This is a genomic window from Polynucleobacter sp. JS-JIR-II-c23, assembly GCF_035011225.1.
Taxonomy (GTDB): domain Bacteria; phylum Pseudomonadota; class Gammaproteobacteria; order Burkholderiales; family Burkholderiaceae; genus Polynucleobacter.
This window is the reverse complement of sequence record NZ_JAYGQT010000001.1, coordinates 1,833,865-1,855,824: the sequence shown is the minus strand read 5'-3', so window position 1 is coordinate 1,855,824 and position 21,960 is coordinate 1,833,865. Positions and strand designations below refer to the sequence as shown.

Sequence of the window (21,960 nt, the reverse complement as noted above, 5' to 3'; positions counted from 1 at the left end):
TAAGGCTGGACTAAGACTCAGTCCATGAATGGACCCCAGGATGGCTGACGCACATCAGATCCTGGAATGCTCAACACTTGCTTGGAATTGCCGTCTACTGAGACAGCAGCAAGAACGCGTTTGCCACCAACTTTGGTGGAGTAAAGAACATAGCGTCCATTGGCTGCAAAGGAAGGGGATTCATCGCTAGTGCCATCGGTAAGCGCTTGAGTATCGCCAGTAGCTAAGTTCAGAATGTAGAGGCGGTATGCGCCACCAACGTTAGCAATGTAAGCCAAGTACTTTCCGTCTGGAGAGATACGAGGTGAAGTTACAAAACCTTGTTTGAAGGTAATGCGTTTGACACCTTCAGCTTGTTCACCATCAGCACTCATGCGATAGATTTGTGGGTTACCACCGCGATCGCTGGTGAAATAGATATAGCGACCATCAGCAGAATATTGTGGCTCAGTATCAATGGTGTTGCCACGAGTTAAGCGATGTAAACCCGTGCCATCTGCGCTGATACCGTAAATTTGAGTATTGCCGTCTTTAGATAATGAGATTGCCAATTTCTTACCATCAGGCGACCATGCTGGAGCGCTGTTATTCCCTTTTTGGTTTGATAGGGAAATGCGACGACCAGTAGCGAGCTCGTGAACATAAATGACTGGCTTGCGATCTTCAAAAGAAACGTAGGCTACTTTCTTGCCATCAGGTGACCAAGATGGAGAAATGATCGGCTCGCCACTATTCATGGCGTTACGAATATTTTGACCGTCCGCATCGGAGATCACCAGCCGGTAACGCTTACCATCCTTGATGACGTAGGAGAGGCGAGTAGAGAACACGCCACGTTCACCCAGTAATTTGAAGATGATGTCATCAGCAATTTTATGGGCAACTGCACGCAGGTTATCGGCGCTTGAGTTGAGATTTAAACCACCCAGACTTTGGGATTTACGAACATCAAACAACTTGTAATGAATATCAAATTGGTTGTTGCCAGTCTGCACGACTGATCCAACGACTAGTGCATCAGCACCGCGTGCCGCCCAAGACTTGTAGTTAGGCGTACCATCATCACTCTCAACGGCATTACCATTTTCAGTATTTTTAAAGTAACCGCTGCGCGCTAAATCTTGCCGAATAATTTCAGTAACGCTAGTGGGTAATTTATTCTCATCTTTAAACCGCATTACTGCGATTGGGTAGAGCGATTGACCAACGCCAGTGATTTCAATATTCATCTGCGCTAGCGCAGGTGTTGCCATACTGACAAACACTGCAAAAATAATCAAGCCAAAAGAGTTCAGTTTTGATGCCAGTCTCTGTAGTTCTCTTTTCACTAATCGCAACATGCATTAATCCTTGGGTTTAAAAGTCAGTTTTACTTCGCGTTGTGGAATTTTGCCATTGTCGTCTTTCGGCAGACTTTCTGCGCGAGAGAGGGCAAGAAGTACTGCGCGATCCCAGCCAGCGTTGCCGCTAGAGGATTGAATACTAGTACTTAAAATAGCCCCGTCTGGAGCCAGGCTTACCAAAATGACTGCTGCAGGGTTGCCACTCACGGATTCAGGGTTAAAGACAATCAATGGCTTGACCTTCTTAATCACTTTATCGGTCCAGCCTGGAGGCGCATTACCTCCGCCGCCGACTCCACTGCCAACCGTTCCACCGCTGCCACCTTCGGCACCAGCTGCTGCACGCAAACGCGCCAACTGATCTGCACGTGCTTTTTCTGCTGCAGCGTTGGCTTTGGTTTCTGCAGGAGATTGCGCTTTAGGAGCTTCAGCCTTTTTCGGTGGCTCTTCCTTCTTCGGTTTTTCCTTCTCCTTAGGTGGAGGGGGTTTTACCGTTTTAGGAGTTTCTTTTACTTCTTTTTTGGGCGGTTCTTTCTCTATCTTCTTTTTCTTGATGGCGATATCGGCAGCTTCTTCTTTTATTTCGGTTTTGAGTTCCGGTTCAGGTGGCGCCTCAACCTGCGGAGCAGAATCCCAAAGTTCAACTTCAACACCAGAAGAGGTGGTGTTATTCCAGCTAATGCCAATCATGAGAAAGGCAAGCAATCCCAAATGCGCAATGAGTGAAAAAGTAAACGCGCGCTTAGTGCTTTCTTCTTTCGTAAAACGTCCTCGCTTGAATTGCGAGAGGGGTGGCTGAAAAGAGTGTGCGCTATTCATGAGCAGCTATGAAGGCCAGAGTCTTACTGGGTCTTGACCGCAAGGCCAACGCGCTTCACGCCATTCTCTTTGAGCTTGGACATTACTTCCATCACTGTTTCATATTTGATGGATTTATCTGCGGCGATGACAATAGGTTGATCGGCAGACTTTTCTGCTTGTGATCTTGCAAAAGCACCGAGTTCAAATTTATTGAGTGTTTGAGTCGGATCACCATCTTTGCGCACGATGACATTCTCGTTGGCATCAATCGTTAAAAAGACTGGCGGTAGTGATTGCACTTTGGCGCCACCAACAGTGGGTAAGTTGACAACACCTGGATTGACCATTGGTGCAGTGACCATAAAGATCACGAGTAATACCAGCATTACGTCGATGTACGGAACGACGTTGATGTCAGACATTGCCCGACGTTTGTTTTTACGTAATGAAGATCCAGCCATAATTTTTTTCGCTTATCGGTTCACGCGTTATTTCAATTAACGCCCTGCAGTCTGACGCTGCAAGATATTGGTGAACTCTTCAATGAAAGTTTCAAAGCGAATGGAGAGGCGGTCTACATCAGTTGCTGCGCGGTTATAAGCAACCACTGCCGGAATCGCTGCGAACAAACCAATTGCTGTGGCGATTAACGCTTCTGCGATACCCGGAGCTACAGCAGAAAGAGTCGCGTTTTGCACATTAGCCAAACCGCGGAAGGAGTGCATGATGCCCCAAACCGTGCCAAAGAGGCCGATATACGGCGAGACTGAGCCAACGGATGCCAAGAAAGGTAGATTGGCTTCCAGGAGGTCCATTTCGCGTTGGTAGGTGGCTTTCATGGCGCGACGGGCGGCGTCAATCTCACGACCTTTTGCAAATTCTTGCATCCCAGCTTCGAAAATATGCTCTAGGACCGCGTCATTGCGGTTATTACGCTGGGCTGCCTCCAGGAGGGTATTGAGGTCGCCGCCGGCCCAAAAGTCGCGCTCAAAGCGCTCGGTATCCTGGCGGACCCCACGTAAAACAGCAGTTTTCTTGAAAATGATGGTCCAAGAGGCCACGGACATGCCTAGTAATAACAACATTACCAACTGTACTAATAGGCTGGCATTAAGGACTAGGGAGAGAAATGAGAGGTCTTGTGTAGGGGTCATGGTGGATTTTGTATGATGTAGGTTGATTTTACTAAGTTAATTCACTCAGCAATCCAACTTTTTCAGGATTATCACCATGTTTGACCGTCAAAACACCTTAGCCAAAACCGATCCCCAGTTATGGGCAGCTATTCAGAACGAAAATAAGCGTCAGGAAGACCATATTGAGCTGATTGCTTCTGAGAACTACACATCACCAGCGGTAATGGAGGCCCAAGGGTCTCAGTTGACCAATAAGTATGCCGAAGGTTATCCGGGCAAGCGTTATTACGGCGGTTGTGAGTTCGTGGACGTTGCTGAGCAATTGGCGATTGATCGTGTCAAAGCATTGTTTGGTGCCGAAGCGGCAAACGTACAACCCCATTGCGGAGCATCTGCTAACCAAGCAGTATTCTTGGCTTTCTTAAAACCAGGCGATACCTTCATGGGTATGAGTCTTGCTGAAGGTGGCCACTTGACCCACGGTATGGCGTTGAACATGAGCGGTAAATGGTTTAACCCAATTGCTTACGGTCTCGATAAAAATGAAGAGATTGATTACGAGCAAATGGAGCGTCTCGCTCGTGAGCACAAGCCTAAATTGATTATTGCTGGGGCATCTGCTTACTCTCTAAAAATTGATTTCGAGCGTATCGGTAAATTGGCAAAAGAAGTGGGCGCAATCTTTATGGTTGACATGGCTCACTATGCAGGCTTAGTTGCAGCAGGCGTTTATCCAAACCCAGTACCGCATGCAGACATTGTTACTTCCACGACTCACAAGAGCTTGCGCGGCCCCCGTGGCGGCATCATCTTGATGAAGGCTGAGCATGAAAAGGCCATTAACTCCGCAGTGTTCCCAGGCTTACAGGGTGGTCCTTTGATGCATGTCATCGCAGGTAAAGCAGTAGCATTCAAAGAGGCGCAGGAGCCGAGCTTTATTGATTATCAAAAGCAAGTTGTTGCGAATGCAAAAGCGCTCGCACAGACTTTAATTGCGCGTGGTTTAAGAATTGTTTCTGGTGGAACAGATTCTCATGTGATGTTGGTAGACTTACGCGCTAAGAAAATGACCGGCAAAGAGGCTGAACGCGTTTTAGGTGAAGCACACATCACTTGTAATAAGAATGGCATTCCAAATGATCCAGAAAAACCAATGGTGACTAGTGGTATTCGTTTGGGTTCGCCAGCGATGACTACCCGTGGATTTAAAGAGGCAGAAGCAATACAAGTAGGTAACTTTATTGCGGATGTTTTAGACAATCCAAATGATCCTGAGAACATCGCCAAAGTGCGCGCGCAAGTTTCTGAGCTCACGAAACGTTTCCCAGTCTACGGTTAAGTAACAAAAAATCAATACCCACTAAAGAAAAGAGCCCTCATTGCGCTGTCCTTTCTGTCATAACGAAGATACCCAGGTTCTAGATACCCGGGTATCTGACGAGGGCGATACTATTCGTCGTCGTCGTCGTTGTGCTAAGTGCGATAAGCGCTTTACTACTTATGAGCGTGTTGAATTAGTGCTCCCAGCGATTGTTAAGAAGAACGGCAGCAGAGTTGAATACAGTCACGACAAGCTGGCAAGTTCACTAAAGTTAGCCCTGCGTAAGCGCCCAGTATCTTCAGACTCCGTTGATGAATCCATTGCCCGCATTGAAGAAAAGCTCCTAAGCCTTGGCGAAAAAGAGATTCCGAGTGAGCGCGTAGGTGAGTTGGTGATGCGTGAACTCAAGCGTCTCGACAAAGTGGCTTACATCCGATTTGCTTCGGTCTATAGAAGCTTTGCGGATATCGAATCTTTCGAGAGTGCTCTAAAAGAATTGAAGTAGCCGATTTGGTGAGCAGTACTTACCATTGAAGATGCAATTAAAAATATGAAAAAAATTCTGGTCACTGGTGGCGCTGGTTATATCGGCTCTCATACCGTAGTTCAGCTATTGAATTCCGGTAAAGACATTGTCATTCTGGATAACTTATCCAATAGTAGCCTGGGGGTTATCAAGCGCATAGAAGATTTGACTGGAAAGGCGGTTGAGTTCATCGAGGGTGATATACGAGATAGAGCGCTAGTTAGAGCCACTTTCGAGCAACACACATTTGATTCGGTAATTCATTTCGCAGGCCTCAAAGCAGTGGGTGAATCCGAAGCCTTCCCACTAAGGTACTTTGATAACAATGTATCCGGCAGTATTGTTTTGTTTGAAGAGATGATGCGGGCCAATGTAAATCAATTGATCTTCTCCTCTTCAGCAACCGTATACGGAAATCCAGGATCGGTTTGCTATACCGAAGAGACCCCTTTATCGCCAATTAATGTATATGGCAGAACTAAGTTGATGGTTGAGGATATTTTGCGCGACCTACAAAAGGCTAACCCTGCTTTAAGAATTGCTCTGTTGAGGTACTTCAATCCAGTGGGCGCTCATGAGTCGGGGCGGATTGGTGAAAATCCTTTTGGCAAGCCAAATAACCTGATGCCCTTTATGACTCAGGTCGCCATTGGCGCTCAAGAAAAATTGATGGTGTATGGAAATGATTACCCAACCCCAGATGGAACGGGTTTAAGAGATTACATTCACGTTGAGGACTTGGCTGCAGGTCACCTAGCGGCTTTAAAAGCCCTAGAACAGAATGCATCCATCACAGTAAATCTAGGAACCGGAAAGCCGTATAGTGTTTTTGACATGATTAAGGCGTTTGAGGGAGCATCGGGAGTAAAGATTCCTTATGAGGTTGTTACTCGACGAGCTGGTGATCTATCTGAATACTACGCAGATCCAACGTTGGCTAAAAAAGTTTTAGGCTGGGAAGCTCAATTGGGGATTGATCGCATGTGCGCTGATTCTTGGCGATGGCAGAAAAATAATCCCAAGGGATATTCTTAATTTCAATAAAGCCTGAAGTTACAGGCTTTTTATTTGCCTATCCAACTTCACATTACCTTAGCCATCTAAATTTTTTAATGTTTTAAAGCAGCGCTCTTGGTAAGGTTTTGTGTATACTGTAACCAATTGATTACAATTTGAAGATGTATGAAATCAATAAAACAGTTGAATTTGAGGTCTGGCTAAACGCTATTCGCGATCCTTTAACTCGAGGTCGGTTATTAGCAAGACTGCGTAGGGCCGCATTGGGAAATTTGGGTGATGTTGCCCCAATAACTGATGCAAATGGAATTTGGGAGATGCGAGAGCATTTTGGTTCCGGTTGGCGGATGTATTACTTGCGGCGTGGGAAGGTAGTAATTGTGATGTTGGGCGGCGGTTATAAAACAACTCAAAAGGCTGATATTAAAAAGGTTAAGAAGTTGCTTTTAACGATGGAGGATTGAATGAAAAATACAAAAAAAATAAAAATAAAAGATTTGCCTAAATTTGATGTCGTGGATTACTTAAAAACTGAGGCAGATATCGCTGGATATTTAACTGCTGTGCTAGAGGATGGAGATCCTGCTTTATTTGTTGCGGCAATAGGCGATATTGCTAGGGCAAAAGGCATGACTGCTATTGCTAAAAAGAGTGGAGTAACCAGGGAATCTCTTTATAGAGCCTTAAAAATTGAAGCGCATCCACGGTTTGAGACGGTAGCCAGGGTAATACATGCCTTGGGTATGAAATTAAGTGTTCATGCATAAACAAGGACTGCAAGTGAACTGACCCCTTTGAGTTGGATTTAAAGTCCAACTTTTGTGGGTCAGTTCACTTGCAGTCTTTTTTTTTCTGATGTAGATTGAATTAGTTCCATTGGTCAGAGCACCACCTCCAAACCCTTTCTTTCAATCAGTGACAAGAGCTTCAAGGAAGGCCCGCTTGGGCTCTTATCCCCAGCTTCCCATTTTTGAACCGTCGAGAGGCTGGCATTGATTGTTACTGCAAATACTGCCTGGCTAAGACGCGTCTTAGCACGTAAGCGCTTAATGCGGGTGGGGGTCATGGGTTTTACGTCAAGATTATGGAGAGCTTCAAATTCCTCCAAACTCTTCTTTGTGATAACCCCCGCCTGATGCAAGCCAACAACCGTTTCTTGCATCTCCTGAATAATTCGACTTTTCTTATTATTTTTCATCGATCTTTAATTCCTCTAATTGGTTGGCATGTATAGCCGAATCTATTTCTCGGTCAGATAAATGAAGTAATCTTTTTGCAGTTTCTTGAAAAAATATCAGTTCATCATTGCTGATATTTGATTTTTCATTTTTTGCAAATCCAAACATTAAATACCATTGTTTTAAAAGTTTGGTAGCCACGATAATTCTGGCGCCGCCCCTTTTACCCATTCCAATAAGCTTTACCCGTTTTTTATAAACGTTACATCCAAGATCGGCATCAATGAGTCCCCTCTCCATCTCCTCGACTGCTTCTATCAAATGACGACTGTTTAGATTATTTTTAATTAACCATCGTGAAAAAGTTTTCGTTTTTAGGATGCGTTTTTTAGTCATTCAAAACTATACCACCAGGTGGTATAGAGATAATAACCCATATCTTGATAATGAAAAAGGGGCTGCCGTAGCAACCCCTTTATGGAAGGCATAAAAGTGTTATTTCAGACAGGCAAAAATCGAAGCAGTAATGTCTTCAACACTACCAGTGCCGCTTACCTTGCGATAAGCCGGTGCCTTTACCTTGTCTGCTGGATTACCTTGCGCAGCCCAAGAGGAGTAGTACTCCACCAATGGACGAGTCTGATCGTCATATACCTGCAAACGTTTGCGAACAGTTGCTTCTTTGTCGTCGTCACGCTGAATAAGATCATCGCCAGTCACATCATCTTTACCTGCAACCTTGGGTGGGTTGTATTTGATGTGATAAGTACGGCCAGAAGCAGGGTGAACACGACGTCCACCCATGCGATCGATGATGGCATCAAATGGCACATCGATTTCTAAAACGTAATCAATCGGAACGCCAGCATCTTTCATGGCTTGTGCTTGAGGAATGGTTCTTGGAAAACCATCAAACAAATAGCCTTTGCTGCAATCAGGTTGAGTTAAGCGATCTTTAACGAGGCCGATGATGATGTCATCGGAAACGAGGCCGCCTGCATCCATAATTTTTTTGGCTGCAATACCAAGTTCAGTCCCTGCTTTCACAGCAGCGCGCAACATATCGCCAGTGGAAATTTGTGGAATTGCAAATTTTTCGCAAATAAACTGAGCTTGTGTGCCTTTTCCAGCACCTGGTGCACCGAGCAGAATCAACCGCATTGTTTTCCCCTTAGAAGAGCTGACATTGTCCCGTATTTTGTCGGGATCTTAGAAGCCTATTGCCTAGGATTATCCCCGAGAAGCTTAAAACTACTGAGGTTTTAGCTTTTGGTCTGAGGTTAGTCTAGGAACCAGCCAGTAACTGGCGCACTCTTTCGAGGTCTTCTGGGGTGTCGACCCCAGCAGGAGGAGCTTCTGAGGCGGTATGGACGGCTATGCGATAACCATTCCAGAGGGCGCGCAGCTGCTCTAGGGCTTCAGCATGCTCTGGAGGTGCTGGTTCTAGACGAGTGTAGGCCTGTAAAAAGTCGGCTCGGTAGGCATAGATGCCCAAGTGGCGTAGATGCGCTATTTTTTGATTGGCTTGAGGGTCTCTCTCAAAGGGAATCGGCGCTCTGGAAAAGTAGAGCGCTTCACCGGAGCGATTGAGAACAACTTTCACAACATTCGGGTTGTTGATTTCTGCAGCATCGGTAATCGGTACAGCAATTGTAGAGATAGCGCACTCTTTATGTTCAGCCAAAGTGCTGGCAACTCGATTAATTAATTCTGGTGGAATGAGTGGCTCATCGCCTTGCACATTCACAATCAAAGCATGACTGGGTAACTTAAGCAGCTGTGCTACTTCTGCAATGCGATCAGTTCCTGTTGGATGGTCTGCGCTAGTGAGTAAACACTCAATACGATGCTCATCGCAAGCAGCTTGTATCTCGGGTGAATCGGTTGCCACTACAACGCTTTGTGCAAGTGATTGCTTAGCGCGTTCAGCCACGCGAATCACCATTGGTTTGCCACCAATGTCCGCTAGAGGTTTTCTCGGTAAACGGGTGGATCCAAGTCTTGCTGGGATTACTACTAAAAAATCTGGAGCTTTGGAAGAATGATTCATTAAAGTGGCGTACTCAATGTATCAAGCAAGCTCATCAGCACTCATGCTGCGCGCTTCTTCAACCAGCATTACTGGCACATCATTCCGAATGGGGTAAGCCAGGCGATCGGCCTTGCAAATAAGCTCATGTTTCTCGGCATTTAAATGCAATGGGCTTTTGCATAAGGGGCAAACCAAAATATCGAGCAGTCGTTTATCCATGATTTCTTTAATGGTGATCTATATAAGTGAAGAGACAGTGTAGTGCTATGTACGCCAAACCTACAAGGTATAGCGATAAGGATTGGGTCTTTGCAGAATGGATTGCAGCCAGTCAGCCAAGCTGTCTGGGAGAGTGAGAGTCATTGGCACCACCCAAATACGCTCATCTGTAATCGCGGCGCATTTCACAGCATCCTTTTCAGTAATGAGAATGCATTGCGCGTTAATTTTCTCAAAGAACTCAGGGGTATGGGTCGCATGATCAGGCAAAGGAATCGATTTAGCGGCAATTCCTTGTTTGAGGAGATCATCAAAAAAGCGTTGTGGATTACCCAAGGCGGCAACAGCCGTAATTTTGTTTGGTAGATAGCTATCTGCAATTTGAGCAAGCGTCTGCGTATTTTTAGAATTAATCAATTGATACGCATTTCCCAAATTACCCAAGAGCGAGAATGCGCGACGCCCTAAAAAGTATTCGTCTTGAGGACCAAGCTTAGATTCAATACCCTTGGCTTTCCCAGTAAAGAGCGTGGCATCGCGTTCACGTGTGGCGGGTTCACGCAATGGGCCGGCAGGAAGTAAAAAGCGATTGCCTTCACCACGTCCATCACGAACCACGAGTTCGATATCGCGACCACCTTCACGAGCGGGCCAGCGTGCTAAGCCAGTGTGTTGCAAGCCATCATCACTAATGATGACGTTTACATTGGGTGAATGCTTGAGTAAAGCCCCAATACTTTTTTGACGCTTTGGAAAAACCCAAATCGGAAATTGATCGTGTGTGCGTTTTGCAATCAATACAGGCTCGTCACCAACTAGGGTCGGATCAGAATCGCTGCGTACTTGTAGGGGTGTTATTTGCGAAGAAGATCCATAGCCTCGACTAATAATTCCAGGCCTCCATCCAAGGTGACTAAGGCGTTCTGCTAGAGCGATCACGATAGGCGTCTTGCCAGTTCCGCCTACACGAATATTGCCAACAATAATGACTGGTACTGGAGCAGGCTGTTGCTTTACTAAGCCCGTATCCAGAATTAACTTACGTATGCGTATCACCAAGCCATAAAGCCAGGAGAGTGGCCATAGCAATAAGCTCGTGGGGCCACGTCTTTCCCAAAACTTGGGGGCTTTACGGAAAAAAGAAAAGGACATGAAGAATATTTTTCTTGGTTCTGAAGTTATTTTTTAGCTTGGCTGTTAACTTGGCTGCTAAATACAATATTTGAGAGATTGGCATCACGTGCCGCTTCCAGTGCGCTCATCACAGCTTGGTGAGGCGCTTTGGCATCGGCATCAATATTGACCTGCAGAGAGCTGGCACCCTCCTTTTGACTGCTTTGTCCATTTAGCTGAGTTAATGTATTGCTGAGTTGTGACCGATCCACCACTTTGCCATTCACTGCGAAGCGGCCATCGCGACTGACGGCAATATGAATTTGCTTGACCTCTGCCTGGCTCTCATTGCCATTAGCGGTGGGTAAAGTGATGGCCAATTCTTGATAGCGCGTGAAGGTTGTGGAGATCATCAAAAAGATTAAGACCACCAACAACACATCAATAAAAGGAATGAGATTGATTTCTGGCTCTACAGGTGTAGCACTACCCCCAAGAGAAAATCTTCTCTTGGCTCGTGGGTGTGTTTCTAGCCAACTCATTTTGAAATGTCAGCAGCGTCGTTTGAAACGTTTGGATAGAGCTTCTTAAACAGTTGACGAGTAAATTCTTCACATTCACGTTGACGTTGATTGGCCATTGCGCGCAAACCACGCCAAGCTGCAAGAGCAGGAATAGCAATCAAGAGTCCAAATGCCGTGTTGTACAAAGCGACTGAAATACCGTGGGCTAATTGTTGTGGACTGCCAGCAGCGCCATTAATAGCGCCCTGACTGCCAAAGATTTCAATCATGCCCACGACAGTGCCAAATAAACCCAATAGCGGAGCGACTGTGGCGATCGTGGCAAGTGCGCCTAAGTAGCGGTCCAACTTAAGCCAAGTGCTCTGTGCGGTCACTTGCAACTCCTCCAGCGCAGCATCAGCATTACTGCCAGATAATTTTTCTTTCAGTGCGCAGGCCAATAAAGGGCTTGCAGGAGAAAGGTTGGCCAATTCCGTAATCTGCTGCTCAGAAACGCTGGATTTGCTTCCAACCAACTGATTTGCAAGAGAAAAAACGCTTTCTAGGCTATTTTTGGGGAATATGTGCGTTTGACGCAGGTACCAGCAACGCTCTAATGCGATTGCTAAGCCCAATATGGAAATGATGAGGAGGGGCCAAATAGGCCAGCCAGCGGATAGTAAGATGGAGTACATAAGCTCAGTACTTTAGCTGAATTAAAAAGCCTCTTTCGGAAAGCTAGCCTGTGGATAACTCTGTGCAAAACTTTTTTGAGTTTGGTCTGTAAGCCCTTGATACATGGTCAGCGTGGTTTTATATTGGTTCAAATGAAATTTATTGGGCCGATTAATTCCTATATAAATCAATGGCTTGTATTTTAGATGTTGGATTTATGAGACGTTTTGGGTCAGTAATTACTTACTTATACGCATTAAACCTAGAGTGAATCTGTATCTGTGGATATTTATTGGCGCCTAAGCCAGATGGCTGTGAGATTAAAGAGAAAAAATGTCGGAAATATCAAGGGAAATTCTGAGTGTTGGCGATCTAAACCGCGCTATTGCTGCTTCTTTAGAGGACCGTTTCGATACGGTCTGGGTGAGCGGGGAGATTTCTAACTTCAAGGCTTATGACAGCGGGCATTGGTATTTCTCATTAAAAGACGCAGAAGGCCAGATTCGCTGCGTCATGTTCCGTGGTCGCAACGGCCAGGTTGGGTTTATGCCGCAATCTGGGGATTTGGTTGAAGTTAGTGCTAGCTTAGGAATGTATGTTCCTCGTGGGGATATTCAGCTCACGATTCAGACTTTGCGTCGTGCTGGCATGGGAGGTCTCTACGAAGCCTTCTTAAAGCTGAAAGCCAAGCTCGCAAAAGAAGGTTTGTTTGATGATGAGCGCAAGCGCGAGATCCCAACGCATCCACGATCAATCGGCATCATCACCTCACCGCAAGCAGCTGCGCTCAAAGATGTACTGAGTACTTTAGCGAGAAGAGCGCCGCATATTCCGATTGTGATTTACCCAACATTAGTTCAAGGCCCAGATGCACCGGCCGGCATTATTGCCGCACTCAAAGCTGCCGAAAAAGAAAAAGCAGTAGATGTCATTTTGTTAGTACGCGGTGGAGGCAGTATTGAAGATCTCTGGGCTTTTAATGATGAACAACTGGCTTATGCGATTGCAGATTCATCAATTCCAGTAGTGAGTGGTGTTGGACATGAAACCGATTTCACGATTGCGGATTTTGTTGCAGACTTGCGCGCACCAACACCAACTGGCGCGGCAGAGCTAGCAGCGCCACGCCGAGATCAAATGCTGCAAGAGCTTGATGCCATCATGCAAGCGCTACTCCAGCGCATTAACCAACGAGTAGAGCGTGAGGCGCAAACGCTAGATCAATTAGCACTGCGCTTGAGTCATGCCTTGCCTAATCCAGATCGGATGAGGGAGCAAATTCAAGGGTGGCAGCAACGTCTGAACCAGGCCTGGTCTGTGCGCATGGAAAATTGGAAGCGCAATCAATCGCACTACCAATCTCAGTTAGAGATGCTCAATCCCCAGCGCACGTTAGAGCGTGGTTATGCAGTGATACTGAGTAAAAACAAAGAAGCGTTGTGTGCGGTGCGCAAACCAAATGAACTGGTCACCGATCAAGAGTATGAAATACAGGTTGCTGAAGGAAGTGTGACTGTGGAGTTAGCTAAAGTAGCTATTGTGAAATAGGAGATATTTCACTTGCCCAGAGGGCTAGAGGATATTGGGCTCTATCTGCAAGCTAACACCAAATTTATCGTGCACTTTATCGCGAATACACTTTGCTAGGCCTAGGATATCTTGAGCCGTGCCACCACCATGATTGACCAGCACCAGCGCTTGGTTTTCATAAACGCCGACTGAGCCCATACGCTGTCCCTTAAAGCCACATTGATCAATGAGCCATCCAGCCGCTAGCTTGCGTTTGCCTGGTGCGTCGGGATATGAGACTAGGTCAGCATGAGTTTTGAGCAGGGTTTCATATTGTTCATTCGGAACAATGGGATTCTGAAAGAAGCTGCCGGCATTGCCAATCACTTTTGGGTCAGGCAATTTATGTGTGCGGATCTTACAAACCGCTAAGAAAATTTCTTCTGCAGTGGGATTGGAGTTTTCAGCAAATTGTTTTGCTAGATCTGCGTAATGAATACGAGCCTGCCAATTTTTAGGAATACTAAAAACAACCTTTGTCACAATAAAGCGCTGGGGATTTTGCTTGAAGTAGCTATCGCGATAAGCAAAGTGGCAGGCCTCTTTTGCGAGGGTGACAAAGGCATGATCTTTCGTATCAAAGGCTTCGATACGATCGATGTAATCGCCGATCTCAACACCGTAAGCCCCAATGTTTTGAATTGGTGCTGCTCCAACGGTTCCAGGGATGAGTGCTAAGTTTTCTAAACCGGGTAAATCATTCTCTAGGGTCCAAGCAACAAGTTCATGCCAATTCACACCACCACCCACTGCTAAGAGAGTGGTATTCGCATCGCTGGCAATAATTTCTTGTCCGGCAATATTCATTAGGAGGGTCGCTCCCGGTAGCTTGTTGGGAAGAATGACATTGCTGCCTCCACCCAAAACACGCCATGCTAGTTTTTGCTCGGCAATATCGGAGATGACTTCCGGAATTTGCTCGGGCGCGGTAATTTCGTAGGCTAGCTCTGCATTGGCGTCAAAGCCAAAGGTATTGCGCTGCTTCAAGCCCAAATTGGGTATTGATTTTGCTGCTTGGGGCGCATTTTGAGCACGGTTCATGCCACAATCTTATTCGTAAAAGAATCTAGCGAATATTTTTTAGGTGCAAAACTTGTAAAAGTCTCCAAAATATCTAGAAAATATGAAGATTGCTTGAATATTTGCCAAAAAATATAGGGAGTAAAAATGCCAACATTTGACGTAGTTTGTGAGCCGGACATGATTGAACTCAAAAATGCTGTCGAGCAATCTAATAAAGAAATTACCAATCGTTTTGACTTTAAGGGCTCCGATAGCCGTGTAGAGCAAAAGGATGAAACTTTAATCTTGTTTGGCGATGACGACTTTAAATTAGGCCAAGTGCGTGATGTGTTGATTAGCAAAATGGCTAAGCGCAATGTGGACGTGCGTTATCTCAAAGATGACAAAACAGAAACTATTGGCAGCGATAAGCGCAAGCAGACTATGAAGATCCAAAAGGGTATTACTTCAGACCTGGCTAAAAAGGTAGTCCGCATCATCAAAGACAGCAAGCTCAAAGTACAAGCCAGTATTCAGGGTGATGCAGTACGTGTCACTGGCGCTAAGCGTGATGACTTGCAAGAAACTATGGCTCTGCTCAAAAAAGAAGTTACCGAAGCGCCATTAGGCTTTAATAATTTCCGCGATTAATAAAGGGCTTTGAGCGCAATGAAGATACTCAAGCCAATTCCTATATTTCAATCGGAGCTTGATGAAAGAAGGTTTTGGGAAATTAATGATGCTTCTGACTATTTTGATTTAAATAAGGCAGCTACTGCATCAATGCCAAATTTAAGACCCCATTCGGCGACTATGAAGTCTCCAGATGGGGCAATTAAAAATTTAATGTAGAGCTTTGATTTAACTATGGTTGAGCGATTAATAGCTTAGTTAAATCTAAAGTTTTATGAAAAATAGTCCAGCCCAAATCTCCTCTACGAGCCAAGAAGCCATTGAGCGCTTCTGCGATGCTTGCTGGCTAGAAGACGGTCTAGCTCAAAATAGTCTGTCCGCATACCGCAGAGACTTATTGTTATTGGCCCAGTGGCTCTATAAAGACTCTGGAGCTGATCTGTACGGAGTGACAGAAAAAGATCTCACAGCCTATATTGCGCATCGACGTGCTGATAAAGCTACTACTGCTAATCGGCGCTTAACGGTTTTCAAGCGCTTCTATCGTCATGCACTCCGCATTAATTTGGTCAAGAGCGATCCTTGTATTGGATTACGTGCTGCTAAACAAGCGCTCCGTTTTCCGAAGACGTTAAGCGAAGATCAAGTCACTGCTTTACTTAATGCTCCCGATATTGAAACGCCATTAGGTCTGCGTGATCGCACCATGCTGGAGTTGATGTATGCCAGTGGCTTGCGTGTTTCAGAAATCGTTTCTTTAAAGACTGTTGCCCTTGGTTTGAACGAGGGCGTAGTGCGCGTAGTCAATGGCAAGGGCGGCAAAGAGCGCTTAGTGCCCTTTGGCGGTGAAGCAGGGCAGTGGTTACGACGCTATTTATCAGAAGCCCGCACTCCTTTGTTGGAAGGTAAAACGACTGATGCAGTTTTTGTGGGTCGCCATACTGGAACAGGCTTAACCCGTCAGGCATTCTGGGCTTTGATTAAGCGCTACGCAACTGTGGCTAATATTCCAGTGGCGCTGTCACCCCACACCTTGCGCCATGCCTTTGCTACCCATTTACTCAATCACGGAGCTGATTTAAGGGTGGTTCAGCTCCTTTTGGGTCATGCGGACATATCTACCACCCAAATCTATACCCATGTGGCAAGGGAGAGGCTTAAATCTATCCATCAACAGCATCATCCTCGGGGCGCTTAATAATCTGAGTAATGCGGTGATTAGCTTCATTTAATCCGCAAAAATTGCGGGGAATAATGGACATTGCGGCGATTGCAGCCTATAATCACCGCATGAATAGCGGAGTTAATAACTACATTTGGCAAGATCCCCAATGGCCCCATTGGAAATATGACCTCAGACAACTCACTGGTTTGTTGACTCAGGTGTACCAAGCTCAGGGACGTCTGCTGGGCCGACTACACGACATCGGTATTGACTTGCTAGATCAAGAGTCCTTGCGCGTGCTTACTGAGGATGTCGTAAAAACAAGTGAGATCGAGGGTGAAAAGCTCGATCCAAACTCGGTTCGCTCATCCATTGCGAGAAGACTCGGTATCGATATTGGGGCCTTAGCGCCAGCAGATCGTTATGTCGATGGCGTGGTAGATATGGTGCTCGATGCTACGCACCAACATCAAAAAAATTTAACGCAGGAACGTCTTTTTGCTTGGCATACCGCCCTCTTTCCAACGGGGCATAGTGGGTTATCTGAAATACTGGTTGGCGCTTGGCGTGACGATGCTCTCGGCCCTATGCAGGTTATCTCTGGTCCTATCAGTCGCCAAAAGGTTCACTTCGAAGCGCCGCCAGCCAGACTATTGATGCCAGAAATGGCAGAGTTTTTGCTATGGTTCAATGTGGATCAGCAAGATGATCCAATCATTAAGGCGGGGCTAGCGCACCTCTGGTTTGTGACCATACACCCGTTTGATGATGGTAATGGTCGAATTGCAAGGGCAATTGGCGATATGGCTTTGGCCCGAGCTGACGGCTCGGCTCAGCGGTTTTATAGCTTATCCGCTCAAATTGGACGTGACCGTAAAAATTACTACGACCTTCTTGAGAAAACCCAAAAGGGAACGCTGGATGTAACACATTGGCTTAGTTGGTTTTTGCGCAGTTTGCTATTGGCTATTCAAGTTGCTGAAGCAGCCTTATCTACAACCCTATTTAAAACCAATTTCTGGCAACGCTGGGCTGGAACACCAATGAATGACAGGCAAATCAAATTGCTCAATAAATTGCTCGATGGTTTTGACGGGAAGCTTACGACTAGTAAATGGGCTCTGATTGCTAAATGCTCTCCGGATACTGCATTGCGAGACATCACCGATTTATTAGAGCGTGGCGCTCTAGTGAAATCCGATTCTAGAGGACGTAGCACCAGTTATGAGCTACATCGCCCGTAATCGTAGGCATTGGTATTTGCAGCCATTTGCATTGAAGATGCCTTAAAGTCTTCTATCGGGACTGCTTACTGAGCTATTTAATAAGTGTTTAAGATAGCGGTATGGAACTTACCTTAGATCTTTTCATTATTCCGATTGCCTACCTCATTGGCTCCATCTCATTTGCGGTGGTTGTTAGTAAATGTATGCGCTTACCAGACCCCCACTCTTATGGTTCGGGCAATCCCGGCGCAACAAATGTACTGCGCACGGGTAATAAATTGGCCGCAGTCCTGACATTAATTGGCGATGCCCTAAAAGGTTATTTCGCAGTCATGCTGGCTCGAGTTTTACTTGGAGATGAATCCCTCACCTCCACCATGAGCTCCTGGCTCTTATGCGGTGTAGTCATCGCGGTGTTCTTGGGTCATCTCTTCCCGATATTCCACGGCTTTAAGGGTGGCAAAGGTGTGGCAACCGCTTGCGGTATTTTGTTTGGTATTAACTGGATCTTGGGATTAGCCACACTGAGTACTTGGATTATTGTCGCTGCGTTCATGCGTTACTCATCTCTAGCAGCTTTAGCTGCTGCGATATTTGGTCCAATCTATTTTGTTTTCTTATTCGGCTTTCAGCCGATGGGCATTGCATTACTGATCGTTTGCCTATTACTTATTTGGCGTCATCGTAGCAATATACAAAATTTGCTCAATGGCACTGAGAGCCGCATTGGTAGTAAGAAAAGTCCAAAATAAGCACTCCTACTTCTCGCAAATAACTTCACTTTAATAAGGCCATCATGACTATTGCTTATGCGTGCATTCTCTTTATGGGGCTACTTCCCTATGTTGCTGCCGGTATCGCCAAAAAAGGCTTTGAAGGCTATGACAACGGTATGCCAAGACAGTGGCTTGCTAAACAAACTGGCTTTAGGGCGCGCGCTAATGCCGCTCAAGCCAATATATTTGAGTCGCTCCCTTTTTTCTTTGCCGCCGTCATCATTGCATCGATTGCTCATGCCCCACAGGACAGAATTGATCTCCTGGCAATCGGCTTTGTGATTGCGCGTATTGCTTACCTAGCTTGCTATATCGCTGATTGGCCTACTACCCGCTCCACAGTTTGGCTATTTGGCATGATTTGCGTAGTAGCCTTGTTCTTCCAGATTTAATTACAAAAAATACAGAACTGATTCTGAAAATATTCGAGACAAAAATTTATATGCCCATTAAAAAAACACCATCCAAAAAAGTGGCTAGTAAAGCTGTGACGAAAAAAGTAAGCAGCAAAGAGGATGTGGGCACTCCACTATCAGTGGTGATTCGTCGTCGTATTGAGGCTCAAAAAGCGCGCTTTCATGCGAATGACAATATCTCTGCATTTATTAAGCCAGGTGAGTTGGAGGGTTTGGTGGATGAAGTTGCTGAGAAGATGCAGGCTGTTCTAGAAAGTCTCGTGATCGATACTGAAAATGATCACAACACTCAAAATACTAGTCGTCGTGTAGCAAAGATGTATGTCCAAGAGGTCTTTAGTGGCCGCTATGTAGATCAGCCAACCTTAACAAAATTCCCTAATGTGAGCCGTTTAAATGAGCTCATGATTATTGGGCCTATTACGGTCCGGAGCGCCTGTTCGCACCACTTATGCCCCATCATGGGTCGCATTTGGATTGGAGTATTACCTAGTAAAGACTCTGCTTTGATTGGGCTTTCTAAATACTCGCGCTTGACTGAGTGGGTAATGTGTCGCCCCCAGATCCAGGAAGAGGCAGTTGTAGAGCTGGCCGACATGCTCGAGAAAAAGATTAAACCGATTGGCGTTGCTGTTGTGATGGATGCTGATCACTTCTGTATGCAATGGCGTGGGGTTAAAGATCGCGACTCCAAGATGATCAACAGCGTCATGCGCGGTGCTTTCTTGAAAGACTCTAATTTGCGTCGTGAGTTCTTGGCCCTGATTGACCGAAAATAGGCCAATGAAAAAACTCCTCATTCTGTTAATCGTCTCGCTGGTTGGTTGCACAGTTGGCCCTCAGCGACAGGATTATCAAACGGCCATGAATGAAGAGGTGGAGTCGCCGTTCTTTTACATTCCGGCGCTGAATCAAAAAGATTTTGCAGATCGCACTTGGATTCTTTTGGTGGAATCGCAATCCAAAATCTGGTTTTATGACCCCTACACCTTAAGTGAGGATGAAGAGGGTATTGTTACTTTTGATGCATTCTTTTCTCCGCGAGAGAAAAATACTTTAGCTCCCTATAACGCTACTATCGTTGGCCCTTATCGCCAAAAGATAGATTGTTTCGCTAATTACCAGTGGTCAGAAACTCTCTATACCCAGAACATGATTTCTAAAACCCCTTTGGTGGGCGATACCAAGCCGGCAAATGGTTCTGGCTGGGTCAAGATCGCCCCAAGAACGGCAATGGCTTATATGCGCTCCCGAGTATGTGGCAGAAAATTTATTGATGATCAAAACATCAATTATTTTTTGTACCAAGATAGTTCATTGCCAGCCCCCACTGCAAAGAAAGCCCCTGTAGAGATATTTGATGAGAAGCTCAATAAGCAGATGGCACCTCTTATGGAAGATGTGGTCGTTGAATCGGTCGATACAAGGTCACCGCTTTTTTATGAAGTTATTAACAATGAAGTCACTATCGTTGATGCTAAGAAAGACATTCGCCAATTGAGGTTGAGCTCTTACTTATTAAACAAAGACTTTCCTAAGCAGGCAGACTATCTGTTCACAGCCAATTGTCAGGGTAATTCGTATTCAATTACCCCTCAGGTGGGCGGTGAAAAGTCCGGCAGCACATTAGGCGCAAAAGACTCTTTAGCAGCTGTGGCCTTTAATCGCGCCTGCGGAGATCATGGTGTCTATATGAAGTTATCTAGCAAGGGCGGTAGATGACAAAAGCATTATTCAGGACAACACAAACCTTCTTGATTATTTCAATACTGGGAACGCTGATCTCTTGCTCCAGCTTTCCTTCTGTAAACCAGGATCCCGCTAAGAACAATAAGGCGAGCTATAACAAGGACCTTAAAGACTGCCAAGAGGATTACCCGGAATCCGGTTCGGGCGTCCATATTCGTCAATGGATTAATTGCATGAATCTTAAGGGCTGGAAATAGCCTTTTATTGAGGTTTTAGCTTAATCAGGCCATTTTCCTTGGCTATTTAGCCATTTTTTGAATTAATTTCAGATAAATGTGTTGTTTACGCACTACTAATGTGCACAAATCCTTCTATTTTCTATATATTCTGCTCTGCCTTAAGGGGTAATTTATATATAAAGAGGATTAAACATGTCTAAAAAATTATTAGTTGCATCTTTGTTGTCAGTAGCTGCTACTGGCGCATTTGCACAAGCAAACGCATTCGAAGGTTTCTCTGCTGGCGTTAAAGTGAGCTCAGCTGGTTCAAGCACAACCCTCAATGACTCCACTCCAGGTAATAACTTTTCTGCAAACGTTGGTCAACAATCTATTGTTCCAACTGTTGAACTCGGTTACACATACGGCTTAAACAAAGAAATCGCTTTGGGCTTGACAGCTACTTATGACTTGGCTGAAACTAAGCTAGGTACTGTTGATAACTTGAACTTCAAAGGTTCTAACCACTACAGCTTGAACTTCAAGCCTGGTTATGTATTCAACAACACAACTATGATCTATGCAATTTTGGGTTACAACAGCATGACTGGTAAAGCCAATGCTAGCGGTTACTCAGCTTCCCATACATTCAATGGTTTTGGTGCTGGTGCTGGTGTTCAAGTATTGCTTACAAAGAACATCTATGTTCAAGCTGAAGCTCAACAAATTACTTACTCAGGTATTACTGACAAGACTTTGAAGTTCACTCCAAGTGAGACTTTGGGCACTATCGGTGTTGGCTACAAGTTCTAATTTAGTTTCCTTAAATTAGTTCTCATGGAAAGCCACTCTTCGGAGTGGCTTTTTTCTTTTTGAGGCGCTTATTTCGGCTTTCAATTACGAAGTAATCTTGCAATGCAATATTTGAGAATAATTCTCATCTATATCTTTATATAAATCATGTACTTACGGGGTGGGTAGCTTGATTAATCCTTCTCCACTATGATCACCTCTAGTTTTTAGGGTGCATTGTTATTGCACAACATTCGCTGTTTTATTTTTTGGAGAATCCATGAAAAATAGTCGTCGCCAATTTATGATTTTGTCTGCTGCTGGTGCTTGTACATTGGCTTTGAACGGTAAAGTTCAAGCTCAAGCTATGGTTGCAGAAACTGATCCACAAGCTGCTGCATTGGGCTACAAGGCTGATGCCTCCAAGGTAGATAAAGCAAAGTACGCAAAGTACGCTGCTGGACAGCAATGCAGCAACTGTGCATTGTTCCAAGGTAAAGCTGACGCAGCTGCAGGTGGTTGCTCCTTGTTTGCTGGCAAGCAAGTTGTTGGCAAAGGCTGGTGCTCTGCTTACGCTAAGAAGGCTTAATTCAAAGCTCTCAAAGCCAAT

Annotated in this window: 30 protein-coding genes; 17 read left to right on the top strand and 13 right to left on the bottom strand. The window is 45.3% G+C overall.

Annotated elements, in window-relative coordinates:
• Positions 1-17: 17 nt before the first annotated feature.
• The 4 genes from tolB to tolQ are packed head-to-tail and all read right to left on the bottom strand — an operon-like array spanning position 18 to position 3,298.
• A complete protein-coding gene (gene tolB, locus VC159_RS09500; RefSeq protein ID WP_323473422.1) occupies positions 18-1,340 on the bottom strand; it encodes a Tol-Pal system beta propeller repeat protein TolB in 1,323 nt (440 codons plus the stop codon).
• 3 nt (positions 1,341-1,343) lie between these two features.
• On the bottom strand, positions 1,344-2,162 hold the full coding sequence (gene tolA / locus VC159_RS09495) for a cell envelope integrity protein TolA (protein WP_323473421.1): 819 nt from the start codon (positions 2,160-2,162) through the stop codon (positions 1,344-1,346).
• A 23-nt stretch (positions 2,163-2,185) separates the two neighbouring features.
• Complete coding sequence (gene tolR, locus VC159_RS09490; protein ID WP_072583297.1) at positions 2,186-2,605, bottom strand: protein TolR; 420 nt, start codon at positions 2,603-2,605, stop codon at positions 2,186-2,188.
• Between the two features lie 36 nt (positions 2,606-2,641).
• Positions 2,642-3,298, bottom strand: a complete 657-nt coding sequence (gene tolQ / locus VC159_RS09485; RefSeq protein WP_323473420.1) for a protein TolQ — start codon at positions 3,296-3,298, stop codon at positions 2,642-2,644.
• A gap of 76 nt (positions 3,299-3,374) precedes the next feature.
• On the opposite strand from tolQ, the gene glyA reads away from it, so the two are divergent.
• The 5 genes from glyA to VC159_RS09460 all read left to right on the top strand — a co-directional run bounded on the left by glyA (position 3,375) and on the right by VC159_RS09460 (position 6,911).
• Positions 3,375-4,619 (top strand): serine hydroxymethyltransferase, encoded by a 1,245-nt coding sequence (gene glyA / locus VC159_RS09480; protein ID WP_323473419.1) that lies wholly within the window; start codon positions 3,375-3,377, stop codon positions 4,617-4,619.
• A gap of 40 nt (positions 4,620-4,659) precedes the next feature.
• On the top strand, positions 4,660-5,106 hold the full coding sequence (nrdR, locus tag VC159_RS09475) for a transcriptional regulator NrdR (protein WP_216121648.1): 447 nt from the start codon (positions 4,660-4,662) through the stop codon (positions 5,104-5,106).
• 45 nt (positions 5,107-5,151) lie between these two features.
• Complete coding sequence (gene galE / locus VC159_RS09470) at positions 5,152-6,162, top strand: UDP-glucose 4-epimerase GalE (protein WP_323473418.1); 1,011 nt, start codon at positions 5,152-5,154, stop codon at positions 6,160-6,162.
• Positions 6,163-6,305: 143 nt separating this feature from the next.
• Entirely contained in the window at positions 6,306-6,608 is a 303-nt protein-coding gene (locus tag VC159_RS09465; RefSeq protein ID WP_216121652.1) for a type II toxin-antitoxin system RelE/ParE family toxin, read from the top strand.
• Positions 6,609-6,911 (top strand): addiction module antidote protein, encoded by a 303-nt coding sequence (locus tag VC159_RS09460; protein WP_323473417.1) that lies wholly within the window; start codon positions 6,609-6,611, stop codon positions 6,909-6,911. It abuts the gene before it with no gap.
• Positions 6,912-7,024: 113 nt separating this feature from the next.
• Here the strand turns inward: VC159_RS09460 and VC159_RS09455 are convergent, their stop codons facing one another.
• From VC159_RS09455 to VC159_RS09420, 8 genes are all read right to left on the bottom strand, one after another.
• Positions 7,025-7,342 carry a helix-turn-helix domain-containing protein gene (locus tag VC159_RS09455; RefSeq protein ID WP_323473416.1) on the bottom strand — a complete coding sequence of 106 codons (318 nt, stop codon included), beginning with the start codon at positions 7,340-7,342 and terminating at the stop codon, positions 7,025-7,027.
• Complete coding sequence (locus VC159_RS09450) at positions 7,332-7,718, bottom strand: type II toxin-antitoxin system RelE/ParE family toxin (RefSeq protein ID WP_323473415.1); 387 nt, start codon at positions 7,716-7,718, stop codon at positions 7,332-7,334. Before VC159_RS09450 ends, VC159_RS09455 begins: the two co-directional genes overlap by 11 nt.
• A 99-nt stretch (positions 7,719-7,817) precedes the next feature.
• Positions 7,818-8,483: an adenylate kinase gene (gene adk / locus VC159_RS09445; RefSeq protein WP_323473414.1), complete on the bottom strand. Its 666-nt coding sequence runs from the start codon at positions 8,481-8,483 to the stop codon at positions 7,818-7,820.
• Positions 8,484-8,607: 124 nt separating this feature from the next.
• Positions 8,608-9,372, bottom strand: coding sequence for a 3-deoxy-manno-octulosonate cytidylyltransferase (kdsB, locus tag VC159_RS09440; protein WP_323473413.1), 765 nt, complete (start codon positions 9,370-9,372; stop codon positions 8,608-8,610).
• 21 nt (positions 9,373-9,393) lie between these two features.
• Positions 9,394-9,573, bottom strand: coding sequence for a Trm112 family protein (locus VC159_RS09435; RefSeq protein WP_323473412.1), 180 nt, complete (start codon positions 9,571-9,573; stop codon positions 9,394-9,396).
• A 60-nt stretch (positions 9,574-9,633) separates the two neighbouring features.
• Entirely contained in the window at positions 9,634-10,725 is a 1,092-nt protein-coding gene (gene lpxK, locus VC159_RS09430; protein WP_323473411.1) for a tetraacyldisaccharide 4'-kinase, read from the bottom strand.
• A 26-nt stretch (positions 10,726-10,751) separates the two neighbouring features.
• Complete coding sequence (locus tag VC159_RS09425) at positions 10,752-11,228, bottom strand: biopolymer transporter ExbD (RefSeq protein WP_323473410.1); 477 nt, start codon at positions 11,226-11,228, stop codon at positions 10,752-10,754.
• Positions 11,225-11,884 (bottom strand): MotA/TolQ/ExbB proton channel family protein, encoded by a 660-nt coding sequence (locus tag VC159_RS09420; protein WP_323473409.1) that lies wholly within the window; start codon positions 11,882-11,884, stop codon positions 11,225-11,227. Before VC159_RS09420 ends, VC159_RS09425 begins: the two co-directional genes overlap by 4 nt.
• Positions 11,885-12,197: 313 nt before the next feature.
• Here VC159_RS09420 and xseA point away from each other — a divergent pair, with 313 nt between their 5' ends.
• Positions 12,198-13,412 carry an exodeoxyribonuclease VII large subunit gene (gene xseA / locus VC159_RS09415; RefSeq protein ID WP_323473408.1) on the top strand — a complete coding sequence of 405 codons (1,215 nt, stop codon included), beginning with the start codon at positions 12,198-12,200 and terminating at the stop codon, positions 13,410-13,412.
• Between the two features lie 24 nt (positions 13,413-13,436).
• On the opposite strand, the gene murB is transcribed toward xseA, so the two are convergent.
• The gene (murB, locus tag VC159_RS09410) at positions 13,437-14,474 is read right to left on the bottom strand and encodes a UDP-N-acetylmuramate dehydrogenase (RefSeq protein ID WP_323473407.1); all 1,038 of its coding nucleotides are present in this window, start codon (positions 14,472-14,474) and stop codon (positions 13,437-13,439) included.
• Between the two features lie 126 nt (positions 14,475-14,600).
• On the opposite strand from murB, the gene VC159_RS09405 reads away from it, so the two are divergent.
• From VC159_RS09405 to VC159_RS09355, 11 genes are all read left to right on the top strand, one after another.
• On the top strand, positions 14,601-15,086 hold the full coding sequence (locus VC159_RS09405) for a YajQ family cyclic di-GMP-binding protein (RefSeq protein WP_072583283.1): 486 nt from the start codon (positions 14,601-14,603) through the stop codon (positions 15,084-15,086).
• A gap of 18 nt (positions 15,087-15,104) precedes the next feature.
• Positions 15,105-15,287 (top strand): CopG family antitoxin, encoded by a 183-nt coding sequence (locus VC159_RS09400; protein ID WP_323473406.1) that lies wholly within the window; start codon positions 15,105-15,107, stop codon positions 15,285-15,287.
• Positions 15,288-15,342: 55 nt separating this feature from the next.
• On the top strand, positions 15,343-16,266 hold the full coding sequence (gene xerD, locus VC159_RS09395; RefSeq protein ID WP_323473405.1) for a site-specific tyrosine recombinase XerD: 924 nt from the start codon (positions 15,343-15,345) through the stop codon (positions 16,264-16,266).
• A 92-nt stretch (positions 16,267-16,358) separates the two neighbouring features.
• Positions 16,359-17,477 (top strand): Fic family protein, encoded by a 1,119-nt coding sequence (locus VC159_RS09390; RefSeq protein ID WP_323473404.1) that lies wholly within the window; start codon positions 16,359-16,361, stop codon positions 17,475-17,477.
• Positions 17,478-17,578: 101 nt separating this feature from the next.
• Positions 17,579-18,211, top strand: coding sequence for a glycerol-3-phosphate 1-O-acyltransferase PlsY (plsY, locus tag VC159_RS09385; protein WP_323473403.1), 633 nt, complete (start codon positions 17,579-17,581; stop codon positions 18,209-18,211).
• A gap of 44 nt (positions 18,212-18,255) precedes the next feature.
• Complete coding sequence (locus tag VC159_RS09380) at positions 18,256-18,627, top strand: MAPEG family protein (protein ID WP_216264140.1); 372 nt, start codon at positions 18,256-18,258, stop codon at positions 18,625-18,627.
• A gap of 50 nt (positions 18,628-18,677) precedes the next feature.
• Positions 18,678-19,430 carry a GTP cyclohydrolase I gene (gene folE, locus VC159_RS09375; RefSeq protein WP_323473402.1) on the top strand — a complete coding sequence of 251 codons (753 nt, stop codon included), beginning with the start codon at positions 18,678-18,680 and terminating at the stop codon, positions 19,428-19,430.
• 4 nt (positions 19,431-19,434) lie between these two features.
• Positions 19,435-20,373, top strand: coding sequence for a hypothetical protein (locus VC159_RS09370; RefSeq protein WP_323473401.1), 939 nt, complete (start codon positions 19,435-19,437; stop codon positions 20,371-20,373).
• Positions 20,370-20,597 carry a hypothetical protein gene (locus VC159_RS09365; RefSeq protein ID WP_323473400.1) on the top strand — a complete coding sequence of 76 codons (228 nt, stop codon included), beginning with the start codon at positions 20,370-20,372 and terminating at the stop codon, positions 20,595-20,597. Before VC159_RS09370 ends, VC159_RS09365 begins: the two co-directional genes overlap by 4 nt.
• A gap of 174 nt (positions 20,598-20,771) precedes the next feature.
• Entirely contained in the window at positions 20,772-21,371 is a 600-nt protein-coding gene (locus VC159_RS09360) for an outer membrane beta-barrel protein (protein ID WP_323473399.1), read from the top strand.
• Positions 21,372-21,630: 259 nt separating this feature from the next.
• A complete protein-coding gene (locus tag VC159_RS09355) occupies positions 21,631-21,939 on the top strand; it encodes a high-potential iron-sulfur protein (RefSeq protein WP_323473398.1) in 309 nt (102 codons plus the stop codon).
• Positions 21,940-21,960 lie beyond the last annotated feature (21 nt).